The organism is Lentzea albida (genome assembly GCF_900111005.1).
Lineage (GTDB): Bacteria > Actinomycetota > Actinomycetes > Mycobacteriales > Pseudonocardiaceae > Lentzea > Lentzea albida.
In genome coordinates, this window is the sequence record NZ_FOFV01000001.1 from 129,789 (window position 1) to 152,783 (window position 22,995).

Annotated in this window: 22 protein-coding genes, 1 tRNA gene and 1 pseudogene; 9 read left to right on the plus strand and 15 right to left on the minus strand. The window is 68.9% G+C overall.

Annotation, left to right across the window (positions count from 1 at the left end; all coding sequences use genetic code 11):
• Window positions 1-85: 85 nt before the first annotated feature.
• From BMY74_RS00665 to BMY74_RS00700, 8 genes and pseudogenes are all read right to left on the minus strand, one after another.
• Window positions 86-898: a carbohydrate ABC transporter permease gene (locus tag BMY74_RS00665; protein ID WP_089907796.1), complete on the minus strand. Its 813-nt coding sequence runs from the start codon at window positions 896-898 to the stop codon at window positions 86-88.
• A complete protein-coding gene (locus tag BMY74_RS00670; protein WP_089907799.1) occupies window positions 895-1,773 on the minus strand; it encodes a carbohydrate ABC transporter permease in 879 nt (292 codons plus the stop codon). Before BMY74_RS00670 ends, BMY74_RS00665 begins: the two co-directional genes overlap by 4 nt.
• Window positions 1,770-2,999, minus strand: a complete 1,230-nt coding sequence (locus tag BMY74_RS00675) for an ABC transporter substrate-binding protein (protein ID WP_089907802.1) — start codon at window positions 2,997-2,999, stop codon at window positions 1,770-1,772. The genes BMY74_RS00670 and BMY74_RS00675 overlap by 4 nt, the downstream gene beginning before the upstream one ends.
• Window positions 3,000-3,092: 93 nt before the next feature.
• Window positions 3,093-3,995, minus strand: a complete 903-nt coding sequence (glfT1, locus tag BMY74_RS00680) for a galactofuranosyltransferase GlfT1 (protein WP_089907805.1) — start codon at window positions 3,993-3,995, stop codon at window positions 3,093-3,095.
• Between the two features lie 3 nt (window positions 3,996-3,998).
• A complete protein-coding gene (wzt, locus tag BMY74_RS00685; RefSeq protein WP_089907808.1) occupies window positions 3,999-4,820 on the minus strand; it encodes a galactan export ABC transporter ATP-binding subunit Wzt/RfbE in 822 nt (273 codons plus the stop codon).
• A 16-nt stretch (window positions 4,821-4,836) separates the two neighbouring features.
• Window positions 4,837-5,751 carry a galactan export ABC transporter permease subunit Wzm/RfbD gene (gene wzm / locus BMY74_RS00690; protein ID WP_089907811.1) on the minus strand — a complete coding sequence of 305 codons (915 nt, stop codon included), beginning with the start codon at window positions 5,749-5,751 and terminating at the stop codon, window positions 4,837-4,839.
• A 59-nt stretch (window positions 5,752-5,810) separates the two neighbouring features.
• Complete coding sequence (locus BMY74_RS00695; RefSeq protein WP_089907814.1) at window positions 5,811-6,662, minus strand: class I SAM-dependent methyltransferase; 852 nt, start codon at window positions 6,660-6,662, stop codon at window positions 5,811-5,813.
• 66 nt (window positions 6,663-6,728) lie between these two features.
• Window positions 6,729-7,154, minus strand: a pseudogene (locus BMY74_RS00700) (bacterial proteasome activator family protein); the annotation flags it as partial.
• 142 nt (window positions 7,155-7,296) lie between these two features.
• On the opposite strand from BMY74_RS00700, the gene BMY74_RS00705 reads away from it, so the two are divergent.
• Window positions 7,297-8,496: a cysteine desulfurase-like protein gene (locus BMY74_RS00705; protein ID WP_089907815.1), complete on the plus strand. Its 1,200-nt coding sequence runs from the start codon at window positions 7,297-7,299 to the stop codon at window positions 8,494-8,496.
• Window positions 8,497-8,515: 19 nt separating this feature from the next.
• On the plus strand, window positions 8,516-9,160 hold the full coding sequence (locus tag BMY74_RS00710) for a class I SAM-dependent methyltransferase (protein WP_089907818.1): 645 nt from the start codon (window positions 8,516-8,518) through the stop codon (window positions 9,158-9,160).
• On the opposite strand, the gene BMY74_RS00715 is transcribed toward BMY74_RS00710, so the two are convergent.
• Entirely contained in the window at window positions 9,144-10,109 is a 966-nt protein-coding gene (locus BMY74_RS00715; protein ID WP_089907820.1) for an NAD(P)H-quinone oxidoreductase, read from the minus strand. The genes BMY74_RS00710 and BMY74_RS00715 overlap by 17 nt on opposite strands.
• A gap of 45 nt (window positions 10,110-10,154) precedes the next feature.
• Here BMY74_RS00715 and BMY74_RS00720 point away from each other — a divergent pair, with 45 nt between their 5' ends.
• From BMY74_RS00720 to BMY74_RS00730, 3 genes are all read left to right on the plus strand, one after another.
• Window positions 10,155-10,787 (plus strand): GNAT family N-acetyltransferase, encoded by a 633-nt coding sequence (locus tag BMY74_RS00720; RefSeq protein WP_089907823.1) that lies wholly within the window; start codon window positions 10,155-10,157, stop codon window positions 10,785-10,787.
• A gap of 78 nt (window positions 10,788-10,865) precedes the next feature.
• The gene (locus tag BMY74_RS00725; RefSeq protein WP_089907826.1) at window positions 10,866-12,377 is read left to right on the plus strand and encodes a M28 family metallopeptidase; all 1,512 of its coding nucleotides are present in this window, start codon (window positions 10,866-10,868) and stop codon (window positions 12,375-12,377) included.
• 182 nt (window positions 12,378-12,559) lie between these two features.
• Entirely contained in the window at window positions 12,560-14,293 is a 1,734-nt protein-coding gene (locus tag BMY74_RS00730) for an alpha/beta fold hydrolase (RefSeq protein WP_245785810.1), read from the plus strand.
• 107 nt (window positions 14,294-14,400) lie between these two features.
• Here the strand turns inward: BMY74_RS00730 and BMY74_RS00735 are convergent.
• Both BMY74_RS00735 and BMY74_RS00740 read right to left on the minus strand, forming a co-directional pair.
• A tRNA-Ser gene (locus tag BMY74_RS00735) sits at window positions 14,401-14,485 on the minus strand.
• Between the two features lie 28 nt (window positions 14,486-14,513).
• On the minus strand, window positions 14,514-14,945 hold the full coding sequence (locus BMY74_RS00740; RefSeq protein ID WP_089910211.1) for a MarR family winged helix-turn-helix transcriptional regulator: 432 nt from the start codon (window positions 14,943-14,945) through the stop codon (window positions 14,514-14,516).
• 165 nt (window positions 14,946-15,110) lie between these two features.
• Here BMY74_RS00740 and BMY74_RS00745 point away from each other — a divergent pair, with 165 nt between their 5' ends.
• The 4 genes from BMY74_RS00745 (at window position 15,111) to ypfJ (ending at window position 19,799) form a co-directional block, all read left to right on the plus strand.
• Complete coding sequence (locus BMY74_RS00745; protein ID WP_089907831.1) at window positions 15,111-16,826, plus strand: bifunctional metallophosphatase/5'-nucleotidase; 1,716 nt, start codon at window positions 15,111-15,113, stop codon at window positions 16,824-16,826.
• Window positions 16,827-16,923: 97 nt separating this feature from the next.
• Window positions 16,924-17,496, plus strand: coding sequence for a hypothetical protein (locus tag BMY74_RS00750; protein ID WP_089907834.1), 573 nt, complete (start codon window positions 16,924-16,926; stop codon window positions 17,494-17,496).
• 54 nt (window positions 17,497-17,550) lie between these two features.
• Entirely contained in the window at window positions 17,551-18,333 is a 783-nt protein-coding gene (locus BMY74_RS00755; RefSeq protein WP_089907837.1) for a hypothetical protein, read from the plus strand.
• A 569-nt stretch (window positions 18,334-18,902) separates the two neighbouring features.
• Window positions 18,903-19,799: a KPN_02809 family neutral zinc metallopeptidase gene (gene ypfJ / locus BMY74_RS00760; RefSeq protein ID WP_089907838.1), complete on the plus strand. Its 897-nt coding sequence runs from the start codon at window positions 18,903-18,905 to the stop codon at window positions 19,797-19,799.
• Here the strand turns inward: ypfJ and BMY74_RS00765 are convergent.
• From BMY74_RS00765 to BMY74_RS00780, 4 genes are all read right to left on the minus strand, one after another.
• Entirely contained in the window at window positions 19,796-21,190 is a 1,395-nt protein-coding gene (locus BMY74_RS00765; RefSeq protein ID WP_089907842.1) for a M28 family peptidase, read from the minus strand. The two genes, ypfJ and BMY74_RS00765, sit on opposite strands and share 4 nt — an antisense overlap.
• A gap of 61 nt (window positions 21,191-21,251) precedes the next feature.
• On the minus strand, window positions 21,252-21,959 hold the full coding sequence (locus BMY74_RS00770; protein ID WP_245785811.1) for a class I SAM-dependent methyltransferase: 708 nt from the start codon (window positions 21,957-21,959) through the stop codon (window positions 21,252-21,254).
• Between the two features lie 156 nt (window positions 21,960-22,115).
• Window positions 22,116-22,517, minus strand: coding sequence for a VOC family protein (locus BMY74_RS00775; protein WP_089907845.1), 402 nt, complete (start codon window positions 22,515-22,517; stop codon window positions 22,116-22,118).
• 10 nt (window positions 22,518-22,527) lie between these two features.
• Window positions 22,528-22,947, minus strand: coding sequence for a helix-turn-helix transcriptional regulator (locus BMY74_RS00780; protein ID WP_089907849.1), 420 nt, complete (start codon window positions 22,945-22,947; stop codon window positions 22,528-22,530).
• Between the last annotated feature and the right edge of the window lie 48 nt (window positions 22,948-22,995).

Genomic DNA, 22,995 nt, shown 5'->3' on the forward strand with positions numbered 1-22,995 from the left:
AACACGAATAACTCGTTACCCGCATCCCTCGAATGGGCCATTCTTCGAATCTCCGGTAACAACGGGCAGTGGAGATGCGATGCGTTCACTCCTTGATGCCCGTCTCCGTCACCCCGCGCACCAGGAACCGTTGCAGCCCAACGAACACCACCACCAGCGGCGCAATCGACACAGCAGCTGCCAAGAACAACTGCGAAACCTCGATCGACTGCGCAGTCAGGAACGTCGACAACGCCACCTGCACAGTCCACGAGTCCTGGTCCTGCGCGATCACCAACGGCCACAAGAACTGGTTCCAACTGGTCACAAAAGCGATCACCCCAAGCGCCGCGAAGAACCCCTTCGAGTTCGGCACGACAACCCGCCAATAAGTCCCCCAATGCCCCAGCCCGTCGATCCGAGCCGCCTCCTCCAACTCCCGCGGGAAGTTCAGGAAGTACTGCCGGAACAGGAACGTCGTGAACCCGCTGAACAGCCCGGGGATCACCAGCCCGCGCAGATCGGACACCCACCCCAGCGTCGACACGACCACGAACGTCGGCACGAACGTCACGGCCGCCGGGATCATCAGCGTCGCGATCACCAGGTACAGCACGAGATTCGAGTACCGGTACGGGATCCGCGCGAGCCCGTACCCCGCCAGCCCGCACAAGAACAACTGACCAAACGTCTGCAACACCGCGACGACGGTCGAATTCACCATGCTGCGCACCATCGGCACGGCCGGGTTGCTGAACAGCAGAGCGAAGTTCTCCCACTGGACCTCCTGCGGCCAGAACGTCCACGAAGGCGCGGTGATCTCCTGCTCGGTCGCCAACCCGTTGCGCAGCACCAGGTAGAACGGCACCAGGAACAGCACGGCGGCCACCGACAGGGCGAGATAACGCACGACCTTCATCGCGTGATCACCCTGCCCTGCAACAACGTCACACCCGCGATCAGCAACGTCAGGATCACCGCGCCCGCGCTGCCGTGCCCGAAGTCCTGCCCGCCGGAGCCCAGAGCCGTGTAGTAGAGGTAGATCAACGGCGGGCGGGCGAACGGCGGGTAGCCGCGGTCGGTGCCCAGCACGTTGTAGAACTCGTCGAACGCCTGGTAGGCCGCGATGAGCAGCAACAGCAGCACGGCGACCGACGTCGTGCGCAGCTGCGGCAGCGTGATGTACCTCAGGGTCTGCCAGCCCCGCGAAGCCCCGTCGATCCACGCGGCCTCGTAGAGGTGCTGCGGGATCCGTTGCAGGCCCGCGAGGAACAGGATCAGGTAGAAGCCGAGCTGCAGCCACAGCCGCAACGTCACGAGCACCAGCCAGTACCAGGGTGGTGAGGTCGACACCGTCCACGCGACCGGCTCGGCGCCGAACCAGCCGAGCACGGTGTTCGCGAGGCCGAAGCGCACGCCGTTGAAGATCGACAGCTTCCACACCAGCGACGCCACGACGTACGAGCACGCGGTCGGCAGGAAGAACACCGAGCGGAAGAACGCCTTCATGAAGCTGATCTGGTTGACCAGCAGTGCCAACGCCAACGCCAGCACGAACGTCAGCGGCACGATGAACACCGCGAACAGGCTGAACGTGCCGAGGCTCCTGAGAAAAGGCGCGTCCGTCAGCATGTCGGCGTAGTTGCGCAACCCGACGAACTCCGAGGGCGTCACCGTGTTGCGGGCGTCGAAGAACGACAGCAGCAGGCTCCACCCGATCGGCACGTACACGAACACGAGCAGACCCGCCGCGAACGGTCCGACGAACAACCAGAACGCGCGTCCGTTCCTCATCCGTACAGGCGCTTCAACTCGTCACGAACCTTGCCCGCGGCGGCCTTGACCTCGGTGTCGGCGGACGCGCCATCGCGCACCACGCGCGACACGGCGTCGTTGAACGCCGTGCGCATCACCGAGGTCCAGTCCGGCGGGTTGGACGCCTTCGCGTTGTCCCGCACGAACTTCACAGCGTCCGCCGCCGCACCCGTGGTCAGCTTCGACGCCTTCTCCGAGATGCTCTTGCGCGGCGGGATGTGGAAGCCGTAGCTCAGGTTGAAGTCCTCCTGGTAGTCCGTGCGCTCGATCCACAGGAAGCGAACGAGCTCCTTGGCCTCGTCGATCCGCTTCGACTTGGCGTTCACCATCGCGCCGAACGCCCCGACCGGCACGCTCGCCCTGCCGTCAGCCGAAAGCTTCGGGAACGGCAGCACGCCGAAGTCGTCGCCCAGCGCCTTCTGCACCGCCGGCACGGCCCACAGCCCGGTCCACTGCATGGCGACGAGCCCCTGCGTGAACGCGTCCGGCTCCGCCCAGTCCTTCACCGCGCCGAGCAGCAGGCTGCCGCTCGAGTAGAGCTCGCGCAGCTTGCCGATCGCCTGCGCCGCAACGGGATCGTCGAACCCGACCTGGTGGTCGCGCACGTAGTCGAGCCCCGCCGACCACAGCGCGGGCCCGGCCAGCACACCGCCGCCACCGTCGTTGCCGGCGAAGAGCCCCTTCACCCCGTCCCGGGTCAGCCGCTTCGAGGCGTCGATCAGCTCGTCCACAGTGGACGGCGGCTGCACACCCGCCTTCTCGAAGAGGCTCTTGCGGTAGAACAGCATCTGCATGTCCACGGCCTGCGGGACGCCGTAGACCTTCCCGTCCACGGTGTGGGTGGCGAGGATCGACTCGGTGAAGTCGCCGCGCGCGTCACCGAAGACGTCGTCGAGCGGCACGAGCTGGCCCGCCCGGACCGAGCTGATCTGCGGGGTGGACTCGAAGACGTCCGGCCCGCCGTCGGACAGCAGGCTCGTCGCGAGCTTCGAGTCGTAGTCGCCGGGGTTCCACTGCACGTCGACCGGGGTCTTCGTGAACGACTTGGCGTAGCGCTCCACCGCCTGCTGCACGCCGGGCTCGCCGTACGCGTGGTACCACTGCTTGAGGGCCTGGTCGCTGCCGCCGCGGCCGGTGTTCGAGCCACACGCCGCCAGCAGAGCGCTCGCACCGGCAAGGGAAAGGAGTCTGCGTCGGGAAATCACTCATCCCGTCTTACTCCGATCACGACGGGTGCGCGAGCGGTTACCCGAAGTCGCCAAAGGGCGGGATCGGCGATCCCGCCCTTCGAACGGAGCTCACTTGCGGAAGAAGCGCTCCCGCTGGCCCTGGCGCACGAGCTTGATCCACTCGACGAACGCCTTCGGGTCCTTCTTCACGCCCAGGAAGTACAGGCCGAACCGGAAGACCTCCAGCGCACCCAGCTTGCGCATGCCCGGCTGCGAGAGCAGGTACCCGCGGTTGCGGTAGGTGTAGTAGCGCTTGATCTGGTTCTCGGGGTCCTGCGCGTGGAACCGGCCACCGAGCATCGGCTTGAACTCGTCCGAGCCGTCCGGGTGGACGTAGGCGACCTTCAGCGAGGTGCCGAACGGCAGCCCGCTGCGCACCAGCCGGCGGTGGACCTCCACCTCGTCACCGCGGAAGAACAGCCGGTAGTCCGGCACGCCGACCACGTCGAGCGTCGTGGCGCGGAACAGCGCGCCGTTGAACAGCGAGGCGATCCCCGGCAGGAAGTCGGTGCCGAGGTCGGCCGCCGAGCGCTTCCACGTGAGGCCGCGGCGCATCGGGAACGCGAGCTTGTCCGGGTTCTCGATGTTCGTGACGACCGGGGAGATCTCGGCGAGGTTGCGGCGCTCCGCCTCCTCCAGCAGCACGGCCAGCACGTTCTCGTCGGCCGGGCGGCCGTCGTCGTCCGCGAGCCACACCCAGTCCGCACCCAGCGAGAGCGCGTGCAGGATGCCGAGCGCGAAACCACCCGCGCCACCGAGGTTGCGGTGCGACGGCAGGTAGGTGGTGGGGAGCGGGCACTGCTCGACCAGGTCGTCGACCGGCTGGTCGGGGCCGTTGTCGACGACGACCAGGTGGTCGGGGACGCGCGTCTGGGTGGCGAGCGCCTTCAGCGACTCGGCCAGCAGCTCCCTGCGGTGGCGGGTGACCACCACCGCGACCACGGAGCCCTTGGGCAGTGCCTCGAGGTTCACTGTCTATTCGCCGCCGTTTCCGCTGAGGACGGGGGAGGAGGAGTAGCCGAGCCTGGCCAGCTGTTCGGTGCTCATCCGGTCGAACGGGTCGAAGCCCTTGTACTCGGTGAGCACCTCGCGCAGCCCGCCGTGCATTTTGACACGGCCCTCGTCCATCCAGATCGCGCTGTCGCAGAAGTCCAGCAGCGTCTCGTCCGAGTGGTTCGCGAACACCAGCAGGCCGGAGCGCTTCACCAGGTCCTTGAGGCGGTCGCGGGCCTTCGCCATGAACGCCGCGTCGACCGCGCCGATGCCCTCGTCGAGCAGCAGGATCTCGGGGTCGATCGAGGTGACTACGCCGAGCGCGAGCCGCACGCGCATACCGGTCGAGTACGTGCGCAGCGGCATCTGGAGGTAGTCGCCGAGCTCGGTGAACTCCGAGATGTCGTCGACCCGCTTCTCCATCTGCTTGCGGGTCATGCCGAGGAACAGGCCCCGGATCATGATGTTCTCGTAGCCGGAGATCTCCGGGTCCATGCCGACGCCGAGGTCGAAGACCGGCGCCACCTTGCCGACGATGCGCGACTGGCCGCGCGTCGGCTCGTAGATGCCCGCCAGCAGGCGCAGCAGCGTGGACTTGCCGGCGCCGTTGTGGCCGACCAGGCCGACGCGCGCGCCCTCCTTGAGGGACAACGAGATGTCGTGCAGGGCCTCGATGATCGGCACCCGGCCCTCGGAGCCGATCTTGCCGCCGACCTTGCCGAACGCGAGCTTCTTCAACGACCTCGACTTGGCGTCGAAGATCGGGAAGTCGACCGAGGCGTTCCAGACGTCGATGCTGACCATGTTGTGTCGACCTCCTCTAGACCCAGTAGGAAACGCGGGCGCGGTAGTTGCGCAGGATGACCATCGCGAGCGCCCAGCCGATGACGGTGAAGCCGCCGACGACCACCCAGTGGTGCCAGTCGACCGCGTGGCCGAGCAGCGGCGCGCGGACGATCTCGACGAAGTGGTAGACGGGGTTGAGCTCGGCGATCAGGATCCGCCAGTCGTTGCTGCCGCCACCGGTGACCTTCTGCAGCACGCCCGCGTCCCAGACGATCGGCGTCATGAAGAAGACCAGGTTGATGAAGCTGGTCACGACCGGCGGGATGTCGCGGAAGCGGGTGCTGATGACGCCGAACGCCAGCGCGACCCACACCGCGTTGACCGCGAGCAGGACGAAACCGGGGATCGCGAGCACGATGGTCCAGCTCAGGCCGGGGTGGACCGGCCCGCCGTCGCTGATCGTGTACTGCTGGCTCAGCGCGGGGAAGAAGATGGCCAGCACGATCGCGTAGACCGCGAGGTTGTGCAGCAGGAAGAGGACCTGGCGCCACACCATGCGCATCACGTGGACGGTGATCGGCGCGGGGAGGTGCTTGATGAGCCCCTCGTTCGCGATGAACACGTCGGTGCCCTCGGTGATGCAGCCGAGGATGAAGTTCCAGACGATGAAGCCGACCGTGACGTACGGGAGGAACGTCGGGACGTTCGTGTCGAACAGCACCGAGTAGAGCAGGCCCAGGGCCAGCGCTGTCGTGCCCATGGAGATCGTGATCCACAGGGGTCCGATCACCGAGCGGCGGTAGCGCTGCTTGATGTCCTGCCAGCCGAGGTGGCCCCACAGTTCGCGGTGGTCCCACGCCTCACGCACATCGGCGAACGCGCGCTTGAAGCTGCGCGAGGAGATGGCAGGCGGCGCCTCGGGGTGCTCGAGGGTACTGGTGGCTTGCACGAGGACTGAGCGTACCGGCGTCCGTTCACCGACCTGGACGCCGGTACGTCACGGAGTGGTCAACGGGCGGGGATCTTGGTCACCCGCATGGTGACCTGCTCGTTGTCGAACGTGAACGCTTCGTAGCTGAACTCGATGCCGGTCTGCTCGACGTACTCGGTCCACGCCTTGTGCTCGTGGTCCATCCAGCCCGGGAAGTTGAAGTACTCGTCGAAGTGGACGACGCTGCCCTCGACCAGGCGCGGACCGACCAGCTCCAGCACGGTCTTCGTCGAGGAGTAGAGGTCGCAGTCGACGTGCAGGAACGTCACCGGCCCCTCGTGCTCCGCCAGGAAGCCCGGCAGCACCTCGTCGAACCAGCCCACGACGAGCTCGGCACCCGGCACCTCGGGCAGGCCGTCGACGTTGAACGCGCCGGCGGGGAAGCCGTTGCGCCAGTTCTCCGGCAGGCCCTCGAACGAGTCGAAGCCGAAGACGCCCTCACCCTCGCGCGCGGTCGCGATGATCTTCAGCGTGGTGCCCTGGTAGACGCCGAACTCCAGCGCGAGCCCGCCCGCGGGGGCGAGCGACAGCGCGTGTTCGAGCGTCTCGTGCGGGTGACCGAACTGAGGCGCGTGCGGCATGTTGTCGCGCACGAAGTTCGCGCTCTGCAGCGCGGCCTCCTGCTCACCCGCGAACACCAGGTCGCGGCGGCTGCGGATCTCCAGCTGACGGGTCTGGTCGACGGACCGGTCACCCTGGTGGCGGATCTCGTCGCGCACCTGCCGGCCCAGGTCGTCCACCTGGCGTTGCAGGTCGTCGACCTGCGCGCGGATCGGGGCGACGGCGTCCGCCACGATCTCGATCGCCTTCACCCGCAGCTTGTGGCGCAGTTGCTTCGCCGACAGGGCGCGGCGCACCTGCTCGAGCACGATGGCTCCTCTCCAGGAAGTTCAGCGCATAGTAGAGCCACTTCCGGGCGTCATCGCCAGAGGTCGTCAGAGGTACTGACCGGTGCCCTTGCCCGTGACGCCGCCCTCCGCTGCCTCGCCGCCGCTGCCCGCGGGCAGTGCCCGGCCGCGCATCTGCTCCAGCTGCGCGCGGGCCGCCATCTGCTGGGCGAACAGCGCCGTCTGGATGCCGTGGAAGAGGCCCTCCAGCCAGCCGACCAGCTGGGCCTGCGCGATCCGCAGCTCGGCGTCGGACGGGGTGCCGTCCTCGGTGAACGGCAGCGACAGCCGCTCCAGCTCCTCGCGCAGCTCGGGCGCCAGGCCGTCCTCGAGCTCCTCGATCGACCGCTTGTGGATCTCCTTGAGGCGGTTGCGGCTGGCCTCGTCCAGGGGAGCGGCCCGCACCTCCTCCAGGAGCTGCTTGATCATCGTGCCGATCCGCATGACCTTGGCCGGCTGTTCGACGAGGTCGGCGATGTCGCCGTCCTGTCCGCCGACGATTACGACGGGCTGCTCCTGGTTCATGGTGTCCATCCTCGCGCCATTCACGTTTTCGAAACTTATCGGGGTGGGGCTGGTCGTCGCGGTGTTTGCTCGCATACGTACGGTGTGTGTCATGGCGTTCGACGTCGCACGGGTACGAGGGCTCTTCCCCGCGCTCGGCGACGGCTGGGTACACCTCGACGCACCCGCCGGCATGCAGGTGCCCGAACAGGTCGCCACCGCCGTCTCCACCGCGCTGCGCGCCCCCGTGTCCGGACCGGGAGGCATCTTCCCCGCGTCCCAGAGGGCCCAGGGCATCGTGGACGCCGCCCGCAGGGCCGTCGCGGACCTCGTCGGAGGCGATCCCGCCGGCGTCGTGCTCGGTCCTTCCTCCGCTGTGATGTTGCAACGCCTCGCCGACGCCATGACCGACGACTGGTTCATGGGCGACGAGGTCCTGGTTTCCCGCTTGGACCACCCCGCGAACATCGCGCCGTGGTTGCGGGCGACACAGCGCACCGGCAGCGCGGTCAAGTGGGCGGAGATCGACATCGAGACCTGCGAGCTGCCGAGCTGGCAGTTCGACGAGCTGGTCACCGACCGCACGAAGCTCATCGCCATCACGGCGGCGTCCGGCGTGGTCGGCACCCGTCCCGACCTGGCCAAGATCTCCGCGGTGGCCCGCGCGCACGGCTCGCTGATGGTGGTCGACGCCTCGTCCGCGGCCCCGTTCGTGCCGCTGGACATCGTTGCCATGGGTGCCGACGTCGTGGCGCTGTCCGCCGGTCAGTGGGGCGGCCCGCCGGTCGGCGCGCTGGTGTTCCGCGACCCGTCGGTGCTGGAGCGGCTGCCGTCGGTCTCGGTCGACCCGATGGCGCGCGGCCCGGAGCGCCTGGAGCTCGGCCCGCACGCGTATCCGATGCTCGCCGGGCTCGTTGCGTCGGTTGAGTACCTCGCGGACCTCGACGACGCGGCCTCGGGCACGCGCCGGGAGCGGCTGCTCACGTCGCTCGGATCGGTGAAGGCCTACCAGGCGGGGCTGCTCGCTAACCTGATCAACGAACTGCGTTCGCTGCGGCACGTGATGGTGATCGGCGACGCGATGCGGAGAGTGCCCGCGCTGGCGTTCTCGATCGCCGGGGTCAAGGCGGAGGACGGCGTCGAACACCTCGCGTCGCGGGGCGTCTGCGCGTTCGCCGATCCGGGCCAGCACGGGGTGTTCTCGGTGCTGGGCGTCGGCGAGATCGGCGGCGCCATCCGCATCGGGCTCGCGCACTACACGAACGCAGTCGAGATGGACGACCTGGTGCGGGCGGTGGCCGAACTGGGCTGAGGGATTCGGGAGTGCACGCTTGGACGACTCGCTGGCTCGCGAGCTCGCTGACCTCTCCGCCCTGCAGCGCATCGGCTCGTTGAACACCGAGTACCTGCCGCAGCTCTCCGGCGACCTCAGGCCGGCGGCACTCGTGGCGGTGATGGACGAGGTCGTGCTCGGCGCCCGGACCGTCCTGGTGGAACTGAGCTGCGGCTCGTCGTCCGTCCTCTTGGCACGGTTGTTGCAGCAACGCGGTTTCGGTCACCTGTTGTCGATCGAGCACGACGAGCGCACGGCTGCTTTCGTTGCCTCACAACTACGTCGTGAAGGCCTCGGCTCGGTGGCCCGCGTCGTGCACGCGCCGTTGTCGAGGCATCCTGCGGCGTTGTCGCGGCACGGCCAGTGGTACGCGCCGCAGCAGGTGCACGACGAGGTGCTCGCGTTCGTCGAGCGGTTCGGCCTGGTGGACCTGCTGCTCGTGGACGGGCCGGGGTCCGGCGACTCGCGCTACCCGGCGTTGCCCGTGCTGCGCGCGGTGCTGGCGCCGGGAGCGACCGTGCTGGCCGACGACGCCGACCGGCCGGACGAGGCCGCCGTGCTGACGCGGTGGTCCGAGGAGTTCGGGCTGGAGTTCCGCACGGCTCCCCGGACCTCGATGGCGACCTCTACCGTTCCCGCTTGAGCAGCACCTTGCCGAAGACGGTGCTGGACTCCAGCAGCCGGTGGGCTTCCGCGGCGTCCGACATCGGCACGACCTGACCGACGACGGGCTTCACCGCGCCGCTCTCGACCAGCGGCCACAGGTGCTCGCGGACCTGGGCCACGATCGCACCCTTGTTCTCGACGCTGCGGCCGCGCAGGCCGGTCCCCATCACCGACGCGCGCTTGGCGAGCAGCTTGCCGATCGGCAGCTCGCCCTTCACACCGCCCTGCATGCCGATGATCATCAACCGGCCGTCGGGCGCGAGCACGTCGATGTTGCGGGACAGGTAGGAGGCGCCCATGTTGTCGAGGACGACGTCGGCCTGCTTCACCTCGGCGACGAAGTCCTGGGTCTTGTAGTTGACCGTGATGTCGGCGCCGAGCTCGGCGCACTTCTGCAGGCGTTCGTCCGATCCCGCCGTGACGGCGACGGTCGCGCCGAGCGCCTTGGCGACCTGGATGGCGTGCGTGCCGATGCCGCCCGCGCCGCCGTGCACGAGGAACGTCTCACCGAGCTTGAGGCGGCCGTCCATCACGACGTTCGACCACACCGTGCACGCGACCTCGGGCAGTGAGGCGGCCGTGACGAGGTCGACGCCCTTCGGCACCGGCAAGAGCTGTGGCGCGGGTACGACGACCTTCTCCGCGTAGCCGCCACCGGCCAGCAGCGCGCACACCTCGTCGCCGACGTTCCAGCCGGTGACGCCCTCACCGATCTCGGCGATCGTGCCGGAGCACTCCAGCCCGATGATCTCCGACGCGCCCTTGGGCGGCGGGTAGAGACCCTGGCGCTGCAACAGGTCCGCGCGGTTGACCGCACTCGCGGCGACGTCGATCAGCACCTCGCCCCTGCCGGGCGAGGGGTCCTGCACCTCGGTCCACTCGAGCACGTCCGGGCCGCCGGGTTCGCGAACAGTGATGGCACGCATACAGTCGACCGTAATACCGTTCGACAGGTCCGGCACCATCGGATCATGGACGCCTGGCCTCTGCGACACCTCGTTCTCCGCACCCCGCGCCTGGAACTGCGCCCGGACGACGACGCCGGTCTGTTCGAGCTCGTCGACGTGGCGCTGGCGGGCGTGCACGACCCGGACGAGATGCCGTTCAACGTGGCCTGGACCGACCGCCTCCCGGAAGACGGCGGCCGCAGCATGGTCCAGCACTTCTGGGGCGTGCGCGCCCGGTTCGAGGTGGAGGACTGGGCGATCTGCTTCCTCGTGCGGCACGAAGGCCGGGTCATCGGCGTGCAGGAGGTCAACGCCCAGAAGTTCGGCGCACTGCGTGAGGTGACCACCGGCTCGTGGCTCGGCAAGGAGTTCCACGGCAACGGTTTCGGCACGGAGATGCGTGTGGCCGCGCTGCAGTTCGCGTTCGACCACCTGGGCGCGCGCATCGCTCGTTCGGCGGCTTGGCAGGGAAACCACGCGTCGAACCGCGTCAGCGCCAAGCTCGGCTACGTGCAGGACGGCACGACGGCCGCCGCGCCGCGCGGCGAACGCCTTGAGCACGTGCGATTGCGCCTCGACGAGCCCGACTTCGTGCGCCCGGACTGGAACGTGGAGGTCGCCGGGCTAGCGGAGTGTGTTCACCTGATCACCAGCTGAACTCCCGCCGACCGACGGATTGTGTGCTGCGTCTCCTTTTTGTGAGGGTTCAGCAATCTCGAACGAAGGGGAACGTTCATGTCCGGCAGATCCAAGCTGGCGGCTGTGCTTGCCATCTCGGCACTAGTCGCAGCCCCCACCGCCACGGCGTCCGCCGCCGCGGAACCCGCAGGACCGGCACTGGCCAAGAAGCTCGCGAAGAAGGTGACCGTAGAGGGAGTCAACCGGCACCTCATCGCGTTCCAGCGCATCGCCGACCGCAACGGAGGCAACCGCGCGGCGCTGACGCCCGGCTACGACGCGAGCGTCGATTACGTCGCGGGCAAGCTCCGCGACGAGGGCTTCCTGGTCACGACGCCGAACTTCAGCTTCGAAATCCCGGTCAGCGACGCCGAGTCCGCCCGCGTCGACGGCGTGAACTACCAGGCGATCGTCATGACGGCCTCACCGCAGACCCCGGTGGGCGGCGTCACGGGCCCGCTGCGCGTCGTCCCCGAGGACACCACCACGGGCTGCGAGGCGAGCGACTTCGCGGGCCAGGACTTCACCGGCTCGGTGGCCCTGATCCGCCGAGGCGGCTGCACGTTCGAGCAGAAGCACCTCAACGCGTTCGCCGCGGGCGCCATCGCCGTCCTGGTCTCGAACAACACCGCGGGCCCGCTGTCCAACGTGACGCTGACCAACCCCGGCAAGATCCCGACGGGCGGCATCTCCCAGGCCGACGGCACCACCCTCGCCGGCAAGGCGGGCGCCACCGCCACCGTCGACATGCGCTTCCACACCGAGACCCGCACCCAGCGCAACGTCATCGCCGAGACCCGCACCGGCCGCAAGAACAACGTGGTCATGGCAGGCGCCCACCTCGACAGCGTCGAACTCGGCGCCGGCATCAACGACAACGGCACCGGCTCCGCAGCCCTGCTGGAAACGGCCCTCCAACTCGGCTCCCGCCCGAAGGTCGACAACGCGGTCCGCTTCGCCTGGTGGGGCGCGGAGGAGCGGGGCCTCATCGGCTCCGAGGAATGGGTCCGCTCGCTGACGTTCGAACAGCAGTTGGACATCGCCCTGTACCTGAACTTCGACATGGTCGGCTCCCCGAACGCCGCCTACTTCATCTACGACGGCGACGACTCCGACGCGGTCGGCGCGGGCCCCGGCCCGTACGGCTCGGCCCAGATCGAAAAGGCCTTCGCCGACTACTTCGCCGCCAAGGGCGTCCCGACCGAGGGCACGGACTTCTCGGGCCGCTCGGACTACGGCGAGTTCATCGCGCAGGGCATCCCCGCCGGCGGTCTGTTCACCGGCGCCGAAGGGGTGAAGACCGCGGCACAGGCGGCCAAGTGGGGCGGCACGGCGGGCGTCGCCTACGACCCCTGCTACCACGCTGCCTGTGACAACCTCGGCAACGTGGACCGGGTGGCGCTGGGGCGCAACGCCGGCGCGATCGCGTTCGTGACGGCCGCCTACGGCGTGTCCACTGAGGACGTCAACGGGGTGCCGCCGCGTTCGAAGCGGGCTGAGGCCCGTGCTGCGGCGACGCTGTCGAAGACGGCTGTGGAGCACGACCACTCGCACGCGGCCACTTCGTAGTCGCTCTGTTCGAAGGCGGCGGTGTCCTCCGGGACACCGCCGCCTTTTCGCTTCCTGCCGAGGCCGGCGAACTGAGACGGCAGTGGAGATCGACCCTGGCCGAAAGTACTACCTGCCGTGGACAGCGCTTTCCGGGCACTGGTCGGATGAGGACTTCCGATCCCTGCCGCGAAAGGACCGCCGTGCGCAGATCGACCGCCGTGGTGCCCGTTCTCGTGACCGCGCTCGTCCTCGCCGTCACACCGGTGCAGGCCACCGCCTCCGCCGACCCGTTCTCCCGCTACGCCGAGCAGGAACTGACCTGGGGTTCCTGTGCCTTCACCCCGCAACCGGACGCGTTGCCCGCCGAGTGCGCGCTGATGAAGGTGCCGAGGGACTGGGCGGCACCGGACGCGGGCCGGGACCTGGTCGTCTCGATCAGCAGGGTCGCCGCATCCGGGGAGCACCTCGGGTCGCTGCTGCTCAACCCGGGAGGCCCCGGTGGCCAGGGCACGTCCCTGCCCGGCGCGCTCGCCGCTCTTCAGCCACAGCTGCACGAGCGTTACGCGCTGATCGGCATGGACCCGCGTGGCACCGGCCAGGAGGGCGGCACCGCCCCGGAACAGCTGCCCGAAACGTGCGAGGTGCCCGTCGGCCGTCCTTCGCAGCGCACCGATCTCGACGCGCGGGACCGGTCGGTCGGCAGCATCGCCGAGCACCTGAAGCTGCCGCGAGCGATCGCGGAAGCGTGCCAGAGCGAGGCGATCGCGCCGTACCTCACGACGTGGCAGACCGCGCACGACATGGAACTGGTGCGGATCCTGCTGGGCGAGTCCGCGCTCAACTACCTGGGCTACTCCTACGGCACGTGGCTCGGGGCCAAGTACGCGACGCTCTTCCCCAGCAGCGCGGGCAAGGTGGTGCTGGACTCCAGCACCGACTTCCAGGGGCGCCTGCAGGCCTCGTTCGAGGCGTGGCCGCAGATCAACCAGCGGATGTTCGAAGGCTCGTTCGTGCCGTGGATGACACGGCAGTTCCCGGAGGAGGTCGGCACCACGACAGAGGAGGCCACCGCGAACTGGGAGCGCGCCCGCCGGTTCTACGCGAGCGCCGGCACCAGCCCGGACCAGTTCGACGCGATCTTCACGGGCATGGGCTCGCCGCTGCGGTGGGTGCTCGGCGCGCTGGTGTTCGTGCTGGGCGTGAGAGGTGCGAACGGCGAGACCACGGCGCCATCGGCGCTGGCACCACAACTGGACGCCACCGCACGTGCGGTGTTCGGCACACCGCTCGAATCGCTGACCCCGGCGGCAGCGGCACGGGCGCTCGCCGACGACCCGGCGGACTACCGCCGCTACCCGGCGACCCGCTACGCCGTGGCGTGCGGCGACCAGCAGACCCGGTCAGCGGACTGGCACAAGCGGCTGTCCGACCGGCAGGGTCCACAGCACCCGCTGTTCGGCTGGCAGTACGGACTGGGCGAACCGTGCGCCTTCTGGTCCGACGCCCCACGCCAGACACTCCCGCAGCTGCCGGCCGAGGTGACCGGCCGAGTGCTGGTCGTGCAGGGCGAACTGGACCCGCAGACCGGCTTCGAGCAGGCCAGGTCCGCGGTGCGCGCGGCACCCGGCGTCAGCATGGTGGCGGTGGCCGACAGCCCGTTCCACGGCCAGTACGGCTTCGAGGGCAACCCGTGCGTCGACGGCGCGGTGAACGTGTTCCTGCTGCACAACTCCCGCCCGGGAAACCTCACCTGCCCCGGCCTCCCGCTGCCGAACGAGAGCGAGGTCCACCCGGTCGCCGGCCCGGTCAAGGCCTCCCCGCTCACCGCGGCGACCGTGGCAGCACCCCCGCTACCCGCGCTGCGCGACTCGGTGCGGGCGATGATCAGCGACGTCAACGCGCCGCCGGCGGGGGCGCCGCGCATCACGCGGTAGCGGCCGAACGGCAAGCAGGTGTGAAGGCTCGACGGTCTACATGGGACCGGACGGGACAGGGGTTGCTCACCGTCTGGTGAGCAACCCCTGTCCGTGCTGGTCGACTGCGGAAGCGGAGGGATTTGAACCCCCGGACGGTTGCCCGTCTCCCGCTTTCAAGGCGGGTGCATTCGGCCGCTCTGCCACGCTTCCCAGCCCCGAAGGGCGTCAGCGCCAAAGCCTAGCCGTTCGACTCCCGAAGGTGTGTCGTGACCCGGTCGAACACCTTGGCCAGCACCTCCCCCTCCTCCGGGGTCAGGAGGTCGACGATGTGCTCGCGCACCCCGCGCAGGTGCGTGGGAGCTGCGGCGACGAGCTGCGCCAGACCGGCATCGGTCAGCTCCGCCAGCACCCCGCGCCCGTCCTCCGTGCACTCCCGCCGCGACACGAGCCCGGCCTTCTCCATGCGGGCCACCTGGTGGGACACGCGCGACTTGGAGGAGGCGACGTCCTCGGCGAGCTGGGTCATGCGCATGCGCCGCTCGGGCTGTTCCGAGAGGCGGACCAGGATCTCGTAGTCCGCGAGTGACACTCCGTGGGTGTCCTGGAGCTCTCGGTGCAGGCGGTCCATGAGCATGGACGAGCCGTTCACGTAGGTGCGCCACGCGCGCATCTCGCCCTCGTCGAGCCAGCGCGGCTCCTGCTCACTTGGTGTCACGAGAACAAGACTAAGCCCGGCGATGACGATCCTGTCGCTCCTCTGGAAAACGAGCCGATCGCCAGGCAGACTCCTGCGCCGTACACGCGCGTTAACCACGCCTTGGAAAGGCTCCAATCCATGAGTTCGTTCAGACGGCTTTCCGTTCTGGCGATCACCGCCGCCGCGGCCACTGTCATCAGCGCTACCGGGCCTGCCCAGGCCGATGTCCAGTCACTGCGCGGTCGGGGCACGGTTGACGTGCGCCTGATCGGCATCAACGACCTGCACGGCAACATCGAGCCGCCCACCGGGTCGTCCGGGCGCGTCATCCTGCCGGACGGCACGACCGTCGACGCCGGTGGTGCCGCGTTCAACGCAACGCACATCAAGAACCTCCAGAGCGAGGTCAAGAACTCCGTCATCGTCGGGCAGGGCGACCTGATCGGTGCCAGCCCGATCGTGTCGGCGCTGTTCCACGACGAGCCGACGATCGAGGTGCTCAACAAGGTCGGCATGGACACGACCGCGGCGGGCAACCACGAGTTCGACGAGGGCTACAAGGAGCTCCTGCGCATCCAGCGCGGTGGGTGCCACCCGGTGGACGGGTGCCAGTTCAGCGACAAGTACAAGGGCGCGAACTTCCCGATCCTCGGTGCGAACGTCACGCTCGCCAAGTCCGGGCTGCCGGCCCTGCCGCCGTTCTGGGTGGAGATCCGCGACGGGATCCCGATCGGCTTCATCGGCATGCCGCTCAAGGACGTGCCGATCCTGGTCGACCCGAACGGCATCAAGGACCTCAAGTTCGGTGACGAGGTCAAGGCGGCCAACAAGTACGCCAACCTCCTCGACGCCATCGGCGTGAAGTCGATCGTGCTGCTCGTGCACCAGGGCGACCAGGTCACCTCGTCCGGTGGCGGCCCCAACGCGTGCAACGTCGCCGCCAACAACCCCGGCAGCTACATCGCGACGAACGTCAGCCCGAAGATCGACGCGGTCTTCTCCGGCCACAGCCACCAGCACTACAACTGCGTGGTCAAGGACCCGGCCGGCAACCCGCGGCCGTTCATCGAGGGCCTGGCCTTCGGACGTGAGCTCAGCGTCGTCGACCTCAAGATCGACCGCCGGACGCGCGACGTCATCCGCGGCGAGACCAAGGCCGACAACAAGATCGTCACCCGCACGGTCACTCCGGACCCGGTCATCCAGTCGATCATCGACCTGGCGAAGACCAAGGCCGCCCCGATCGCGAACCAGCCGTTCGGCTCGATCAGCGCGGACATCCTGCGGGCCGCAGCCCCCTCCGGTGAGTCGCCGCTCGGCAACCTGATCGCCGACTCGCAGCTCGAGGCCACCAAGGGCAACGGCGCGGTGCTCGCGCTGATGAACCCCGGCGGCGTTCGTGCGGACCTCACGTACGCCAGTTCGCCGGCGGGCGAGGGCAACGGTGTGGTCACCTACGGCGAGGCGTTCACCGTCCAGCCGTTCGGCAACATCCTGCAGACCGTCACGCTGACCGGCACGCAGCTCAAGAACGCGCTGGAGCAGCAGTTCACCGCGGTACGCACCATCGTGCTGCAGCCGTCGTCCACCTTCACCTACAGCTGGTCCGCCTCCGCGCCGTTCGGCTCGAAGGTCTCCGACATGAAGATCAGCGGTGTCGCTGTCGACCCGAACGCGAGCTACCGCGTGACGATCAACAGCTTCCTCCAGGGTGGTGGTGACGCGTTCCCCGAGTTCACCAAGGGCACCGAGATCACGGGCGCGGGCATCGACCTCGACGCGTTCGAGCAGTACCTCACGGCGCACCCGAACCAGGCGCCGCCGGCGACCGACCGCATCACGCGCGTGTCGTAGTCGCGCGACGCGGCTGTAGGCCATCCCGGCGACAGAAGTCGCCGGGATGGCCTTTTTCGTGTGCCCCGTTGCTCCATTTGATCTAGGGTGAGGGCCGATGTCCTGGTTGCGTCGGCTCCTGCTGCTCGCCGGTCTGGTGACCGGCGCCTGGTTGCTGGGCGGCGCAGGTCAGGCGAACGCCGACGTCCGGGTCGAGATCGACCAGCTGAAGATCGAGCTGGAGCTCCCCGTCGTCGACATCGGCATCGAGGTCGTGACAGCACAGGCGCGGCCGGACGTGCTGGTTCCGCCGAAGCCCGATCCGCGCGTCGAGCCGCCGGCACCTCCCGCCGAACCACAACCGGTGCCCACCCAGGTGGAAGCGCCCGCACGGCCCGAGGTGCCGAAACAGCAGCAGCTGCACACACCGCCGCAGCCCGCGCCACCGACGACGACGCAGCCCACGAACCCCGAACCCGCACCGCAGCAGCCGCAACCGCAGGCCGAGCAGCCGGTCCCCGGCACGCTCCCGCAGAGCGGCGCGGGGTCGGGCACGAGCAACCAGATCCCGGCGGGCACGCTGCCGCACGTGCCGCGGCCGCCCGCGGCCACAGCGTCTCCCATCTGCCCGGAACAGCAGGACGTGCCGCACACCGTGCGCGCGGAGGAGCCGACGTTCTCCCCCGACTGACCCCCACGTGCCACGCGAAGCACAGGGACCAGTCACTTTTCAGGGAGAACAGCCATGCGCAAGAACGTCAACCGCACCATGTCCGCCGCACTGCTCACCGGCGGCCTGCTGGTCGCGACCGCCGGGTGGGCCCAGGCCGTCCCGGTGCCGCTGAACATCGACGACGAGGTCCGCGTCGGCAACCTCGTGAGCGTCCCGGTCAAGGTCTGCGGCAACGCGATCAACGTCCTGGGCAACAGCGACGCCACCTGCGAGGAGAAGCCCGCCGCGCGCACCCAGGCCGACAAGGCCCTCGTCTCCGCGCCCGTCACGGTGTGCGGCAACTCGGTCGGCGTCGCGGGCGGCGGCACGGGCAGCTGCGGTGAGACCAAGCCGGAGCAGGCCAACGGCACCGTCGAGGCCCCCATCACCGTCTGCGGCACGGCGGCGGGCGTGCTCGGCACCGCGAGCGGCGACTGCGGCAAGAGCGAGGCCCCCGAGCAGCCGGAACAGCCCGAGCAGCCGGAGCAGCCGGGCGAGAACCCCGGCGAGAACCCCGGTGGAAACCCGGGCGAGAACCCGGGCAACGGCACCCCCGGCAACGAGGACCCGGGCAACGGCAACCCCGGCGGCGGCAACAACGGCGACAACTCCGGTGGCGGCGACACGGGCGACGACTCCGGTGCCGGCACCCCGCAGACCGGCAACAAGGCCTCCTCGCAGCAGGTCGCGGCGGCCATCCCGAACCTGTCGAGGACCGGCGCCGACCCGCTCGAGTTCCTCCTGGCCGGCCTCGGCCTGATGACCGCGGGCGTGATGGCCCGCCGCGGCGCGCGCCGCACGTCGACGAACTCCTGATCAATTCCTGAACATTTTTCCGAATCGCCCGGTGAGAGATCCTCTCACCGGGCGATTGCTGTCTGCACTGTCGATCTCCGCAGGTCACCCGTCCGACTTCACCAATTCAGGTTTGGCGTGAGGTGTTGAGAAATGGGCTGATCAAGCGCATAGTCGATAACGAGCTGGCAACCGGAAGGTGAATGAACCAGGCCCCCGGAAGCCACGCCCAGAAGGGGTAGGTGGTGCTGTGCAGGTATCTCCTCGCTGTGGCGAAACGCGGTCTGTCGCATCCCCGCGAGCGGATCGGACGTGACCGGTCCGGTCGCGACTGTGTAGCGGCGGACACGAGGTTTCGGGTGCCCAGGCGCCGTCGGGCGTCGCTCGGTGCACTTCGACGCTGTTGAGCTCGGCATCGGTGTCGTCTCATGGCGTCACCGGCTGAGCGCCACGCCAACCTTCGTGGGCCGTAGTCGTCACTACCAAATGGGAAAGCCTTGGTGCGGTGCCCCGACGTCGGGCTCCGCACCAAGGCATGTTTCGTGCTTTATCGTTTGCGGCACCCATGGGGTCCTTGGCAGGAGGATGCGGTGCAGTTCAACGAAGGCGCGGAACTCGACACTTCTCAGGTTTCGGACCAACGAGGCTCAGGCGGCAGGGTCGCGGGCGTCGGTGGTGGCCTCGGCGTGGTCGGCCTGATCGTCTACTTCCTGATCCAGCAGTTCACGGGCATCCAACTGCCCGCGGGCGGGCTGGAGGGCCTGGGCAACAACACCCAGGTCGAGTCCGGCACGCTGCTCGAGAAGTGCAAGACCGGTGCCGACGCGAACCGCGACAGCGACTGCCGGGTCCTGGCCACGATCAACTCGATCCAGGGCTTCTGGACCGACCAGTTCAAGCGCTCCGGCAACACCTACCAGGTCACCAAGACCAACTTCTTCCGCGGCAGCGTGAACACCCGCTGCGGCAACGCCACCTCCGCGGTCGGCCCGTTCTACTGCCCCGCGGACTCCCAGGTGTACATCGACCTGGACTTCTTCAACGAGCTGCGCACCAAGTTCGGTGCCACCGGCGGCCCGTTCGTCGAGGCCTACGTGCTCGCCCACGAGTACGGCCACCACGTGCAGAACCAGCTCGGCACCTCGGACCGGGTGGGCCGGGAGACCGGCCCCACCTCGGGTTCCGTGCGCCTCGAACTGCAGGCCGACTGCTACGCCGGTTCCTGGGCGAACCACGCGACGACCGTGCCGGGCGCCAACGGCCAGCCGCTGATCTCGAACATCACCCAGGAAGACGTGAACGCCGCCCTCGACGCGGCGGCGCGCATCGGTGACGACTTCATCCAGAGCAACCTCGGCGGCGGCCGGGTCGACACGACCCAGTTCAGCCACGGCAGCTCGGCGCAGCGGCAGAAGTGGTTCACGACCGGCCTGGAGACGGGCGACCCGGCGCGCTGCAACACGTTCGACACGAACAACCTGGGCTAACGCAGAGCCGCCCGCTCAGCGCGGGACGGGACGCCGTTCACCCCCTCGGTGGTGACGGCGTAGGAGGCGATGACGTGGGCCGCGGCGGCGACGTTGCGGCCCAGCGCCTCCCGGTTGATGTTGCCGAGGTTGTCGCAAGCCTTGTGGTAGCAGGGATCCATCTCCACCCCCGCCGTGCCGCCCCACTTCGCGGCCTGCGCGGCGGTCTTCACCTCGCCGCCGCCGGAGATGATGCCGCCGGCCGGGATGCCGAGCGCGGTGAACGAGCCGTAGTCGCTGGCACCGCGCACGTTCAGGCCCTCCGGCCCGAGGTTCAGGCCCGTGTAGAAGTCGCTGAACGCCTTCTCGATGTGCTTCGAGCCGTACGGCAGGCCGGGGTCGTTGTAGACGTAGTAGCCGGGGTTGGGCGAGCCGACCATGTCGAAGTTCAGGTACAGCGCGATGTCCAGCTGCTGCTCGAACGACAGGGCCGAGGCGTAGGCGCGCGAGCCGATCAGGCCGGCCTCCTCCGCGCCCCACCAGGTGAAGCGGACGGCGTTGGGCAGCTTGGGCCGCGCGCCCATCTTGAGCGCGACCTCGAGCAGTGCGGCGGAGCCGGAGCCGTTGTCGTTCATGCCGGGACCGGCGTCGACGCTGTCGAGGTGCGCTCCGGCCATGACAACGTTGTCGGCGCGTCCGGTGCGGGTCTGGGCGACGACGTTGCGGTCGAGGTGGACCTCGTCGTGGTGGCGCAGGTCGAGCATCACGGTCTGCCCGGCCAGCGCGGCGAGTGCCGTGCCGTCCGCCCTGGAGGCGGTGCCGCCGGGGACCGTGCCGGGGATGCGCAGGTCGAGGTGGCCGTCCACGTTGTTGGAGATGATCACGGCCGCCGCGCCCGCGTTCACCGCGTTGGCGTACTTGGTGACGAACGTGCAGGTGCCGCGCCGGATCAGCGCCACGGAGCCCTTGAAGTCCTGCCCGGCGAAGTCACTCGCCTCGCAACCCGGCGTACCGTCCTCCGGCACAACCCGGAGCGGCGCGGTGAGGCCGCCGTCCGGGGTGTTCGGGGTGTCGCCGAACGGCACGAGCTCGTGCGAGGCCGAGCCGACCACGGCCCGTCCGGCGTCGTCGACCTTCTGCTTGATCTCGAACTCAGGAGTGGTCACGTCGAACCCGGCGTCGCGCAGCCGCCCGGCCACGTAGTCGACGCTGGCCGCATAACCGCTGGTCGTGGCGGCGCGGTTGCCGCCGTGGGTGTCGGCGATGCGCTGGAACGCGATCAGGTGGCGGTGGGCGCCGTCCGCGCTGACGCGGGCGGACAGGTCGCGGGCGTGGTCGGTGGAGGCGCTCGCGGTGGAGCCGAGCAGCACCATGGACGAGGCGAGGGCCGCTATCGCGATGTTGGCACGCATGGGTACGACCTTGGCCCAGGCGGTCGTGAGAGCGCTACCACCTGGGCCGAGGTCCAGACGATCAGCGGTGCGCCACTGCCAGCAACCGGTGGCTGCCGATTGCGAACGCACTGCCGTCGGTGTCACCGAACAACTCGACCGACGAGAACCCGGCGTCGTGCAGCATCCGGGTCAGCTCACCGGCCGTGTAGACGTGCTGCACGCACGTCGACCGCTGGGTCCGTTCACCGTCGGAGAAGGTGAAGTCGATCAGCAGCCGCGCCGAGGCCACGTCGTAGTTGTTCACGGCGACCATGTCGACGCCGCCCGCGGACATCCGGATCTCACCCGGCAACGAGGGCAGCAACGACTCGGCCGTGCAGCCGTAGTCGACGACCAGCACCGGTGCGGCGGCGGCCAGGTCGGCCAGCAACCGCCGCGAACCGGCGTGGTCGAGGTAGCCGAAGCTGTTGCCCAGGCACAGGGCCAGGTCGGCCGTCACGCCGAACGAGCCGAGTGACGCGAGGTCGCCCTGTCGCCAGTCGAGTTCGGGCGCCAGCGCACGGGCGTGCGCGATGGCTTCCTCGGAGATGTCGATGCCGGTGACCGAGTAGCCGCGGCGGGCGAGCTCGATGCTGTGCCTGCCGCTGCCGCACGGCGCGTCCAGCACCCGCGGCCCGGCGCCGAGGCCGGCGATGAAGTCGATCTCGGCGGACGTCTGCGAAGGCTGGACCGCGCCGCGCCAGAAGGTGTTGGCGAGATCGGTGAAGAACGAGGTGTACCAAGACAAGGTGGAACTCCTGGTGATCGCGGGAAAAAGAGCGCGAGAGTCACCGGGTACTGCGGAGGCACCCGGTGTGTCCGGGGCTGCCCATGGCATCGACCTTGTCTGCGAGAACGCCTGAAGGCACCACTGAACCACAACCGCCGCACGGGCAGAAGCGATTTAGCGCTGCGAGGAGAAGCGGATCATGTTGCCGGACGGGTCGCGGAACGCGCAGTCGCGCACGCCGTAGTACTGGTCGACCGGCTCCTGCATCACCTCGCCACCGGCCGCGCGCACCTGCTCGAACTTCGCGTCCACGTCCTCGACCGCGAAGATCAGACCCTGCAGTGATCCCTTGGCCAGCAACGCTTCCAACGCCTCGAAGTCGGTCGGCGGCGCGGGCGGACCGATGCGCGCCAAACCGATCTCGACCTCGGGCTGCTCGGCGGGGCCGACCGTGAGCCAGCGGTAGTCGTTCTCGATGGTCTGGTCCGTGCGCACCTCGAGGCCGATGACGTCGCGGTAGAACTTCAGCGCGGCGTCCTGGTCGTGGACGAAGAGGAACGTGTGCGAAAGCTTCATGGGCCGAACCCTAGGCACGCCGCGAACGCGTCGCTTCTCGAAACCTGCTCGGTCTCGTGAGCCCCTTCAACTGGCATCCGGGCACCACCGAAAGCGCGTCGTGCGCCCGCGCCCGGTAGGCCGACGGCGTCTCCCCGACCAGTTCGGTGAAACGCGCGGAGAACGAGCCGAGCGACGTGCACCCGACCTCGACGCAGACCTCGGTCACCGACAGCTTCCCCAGGCGCAGCAACGCCTTCGCCCGCTCGATCCGCCGGGTCATCAGGTAGCCGTACGGGGTTTCGCCGTACGCCGCGCGGAACTGCCGGGAGAAGTGCGACGGCGACATGAGCGCGGCACGGGCCATCGCGGGCACGTCCAACGGCCGCGCGTACTCGCGGTCCATCAGGTCGCGTGCCCGGCGCAGGTGCGCGAGGTCCTCGGGCGTCACGGGCGACAGCTTGCCACCAGCGTCAAAAACGTGTGAAGGAATCAACCA

Excerpts from the sequence above, each read along its gene's own strand:
- BMY74_RS00765 (WP_089907842.1), bottom strand. The coding sequence starts at position 21,190 with ATGCGTGCCAACATCGCGATAGCGGCCCTCGCCTCGTCCATGGTGCTG.
- BMY74_RS00665 (WP_089907796.1), bottom strand. The coding sequence starts at position 898 with ATGAAGGTCGTGCGTTATCTCGCCCTGTCGGTGGCCGCCGTGCTGTTC.
- BMY74_RS00725 (WP_089907826.1), top strand. The coding sequence starts at position 10,866 with ATGTCCGGCAGATCCAAGCTGGCGGCTGTGCTTGCCATCTCGGCACTA.
- wzt (WP_089907808.1), bottom strand. The coding sequence starts at position 4,820 with ATGGTCAGCATCGACGTCTGGAACGCCTCGGTCGACTTCCCGATCTTC.
- BMY74_RS00775 (WP_089907845.1), bottom strand. The coding sequence starts at position 22,517 with ATGAAGCTTTCGCACACGTTCCTCTTCGTCCACGACCAGGACGCCGCG.
- BMY74_RS00715 (WP_089907820.1), bottom strand. The coding sequence starts at position 10,109 with ATGCGTGCCATCACTGTTCGCGAACCCGGCGGCCCGGACGTGCTCGAG.
- BMY74_RS00740 (WP_089910211.1), bottom strand. The coding sequence starts at position 14,945 with ATGCGCGCGTGGCGCACCTACGTGAACGGCTCGTCCATGCTCATGGAC.
- BMY74_RS00705 (WP_089907815.1), top strand. The coding sequence starts at position 7,297 with ATGGCGTTCGACGTCGCACGGGTACGAGGGCTCTTCCCCGCGCTCGGC.
- BMY74_RS00670 (WP_089907799.1), bottom strand. The coding sequence starts at position 1,773 with ATGAGGAACGGACGCGCGTTCTGGTTGTTCGTCGGACCGTTCGCGGCG.
- BMY74_RS00755 (WP_089907837.1), top strand. The coding sequence starts at position 17,551 with ATGCGCAAGAACGTCAACCGCACCATGTCCGCCGCACTGCTCACCGGC.
- BMY74_RS00720 (WP_089907823.1), top strand. The coding sequence starts at position 10,155 with ATGGACGCCTGGCCTCTGCGACACCTCGTTCTCCGCACCCCGCGCCTG.
- BMY74_RS00745 (WP_089907831.1), top strand. The coding sequence starts at position 15,111 with ATGAGTTCGTTCAGACGGCTTTCCGTTCTGGCGATCACCGCCGCCGCG.
- BMY74_RS00750 (WP_089907834.1), top strand. The coding sequence starts at position 16,924 with ATGTCCTGGTTGCGTCGGCTCCTGCTGCTCGCCGGTCTGGTGACCGGC.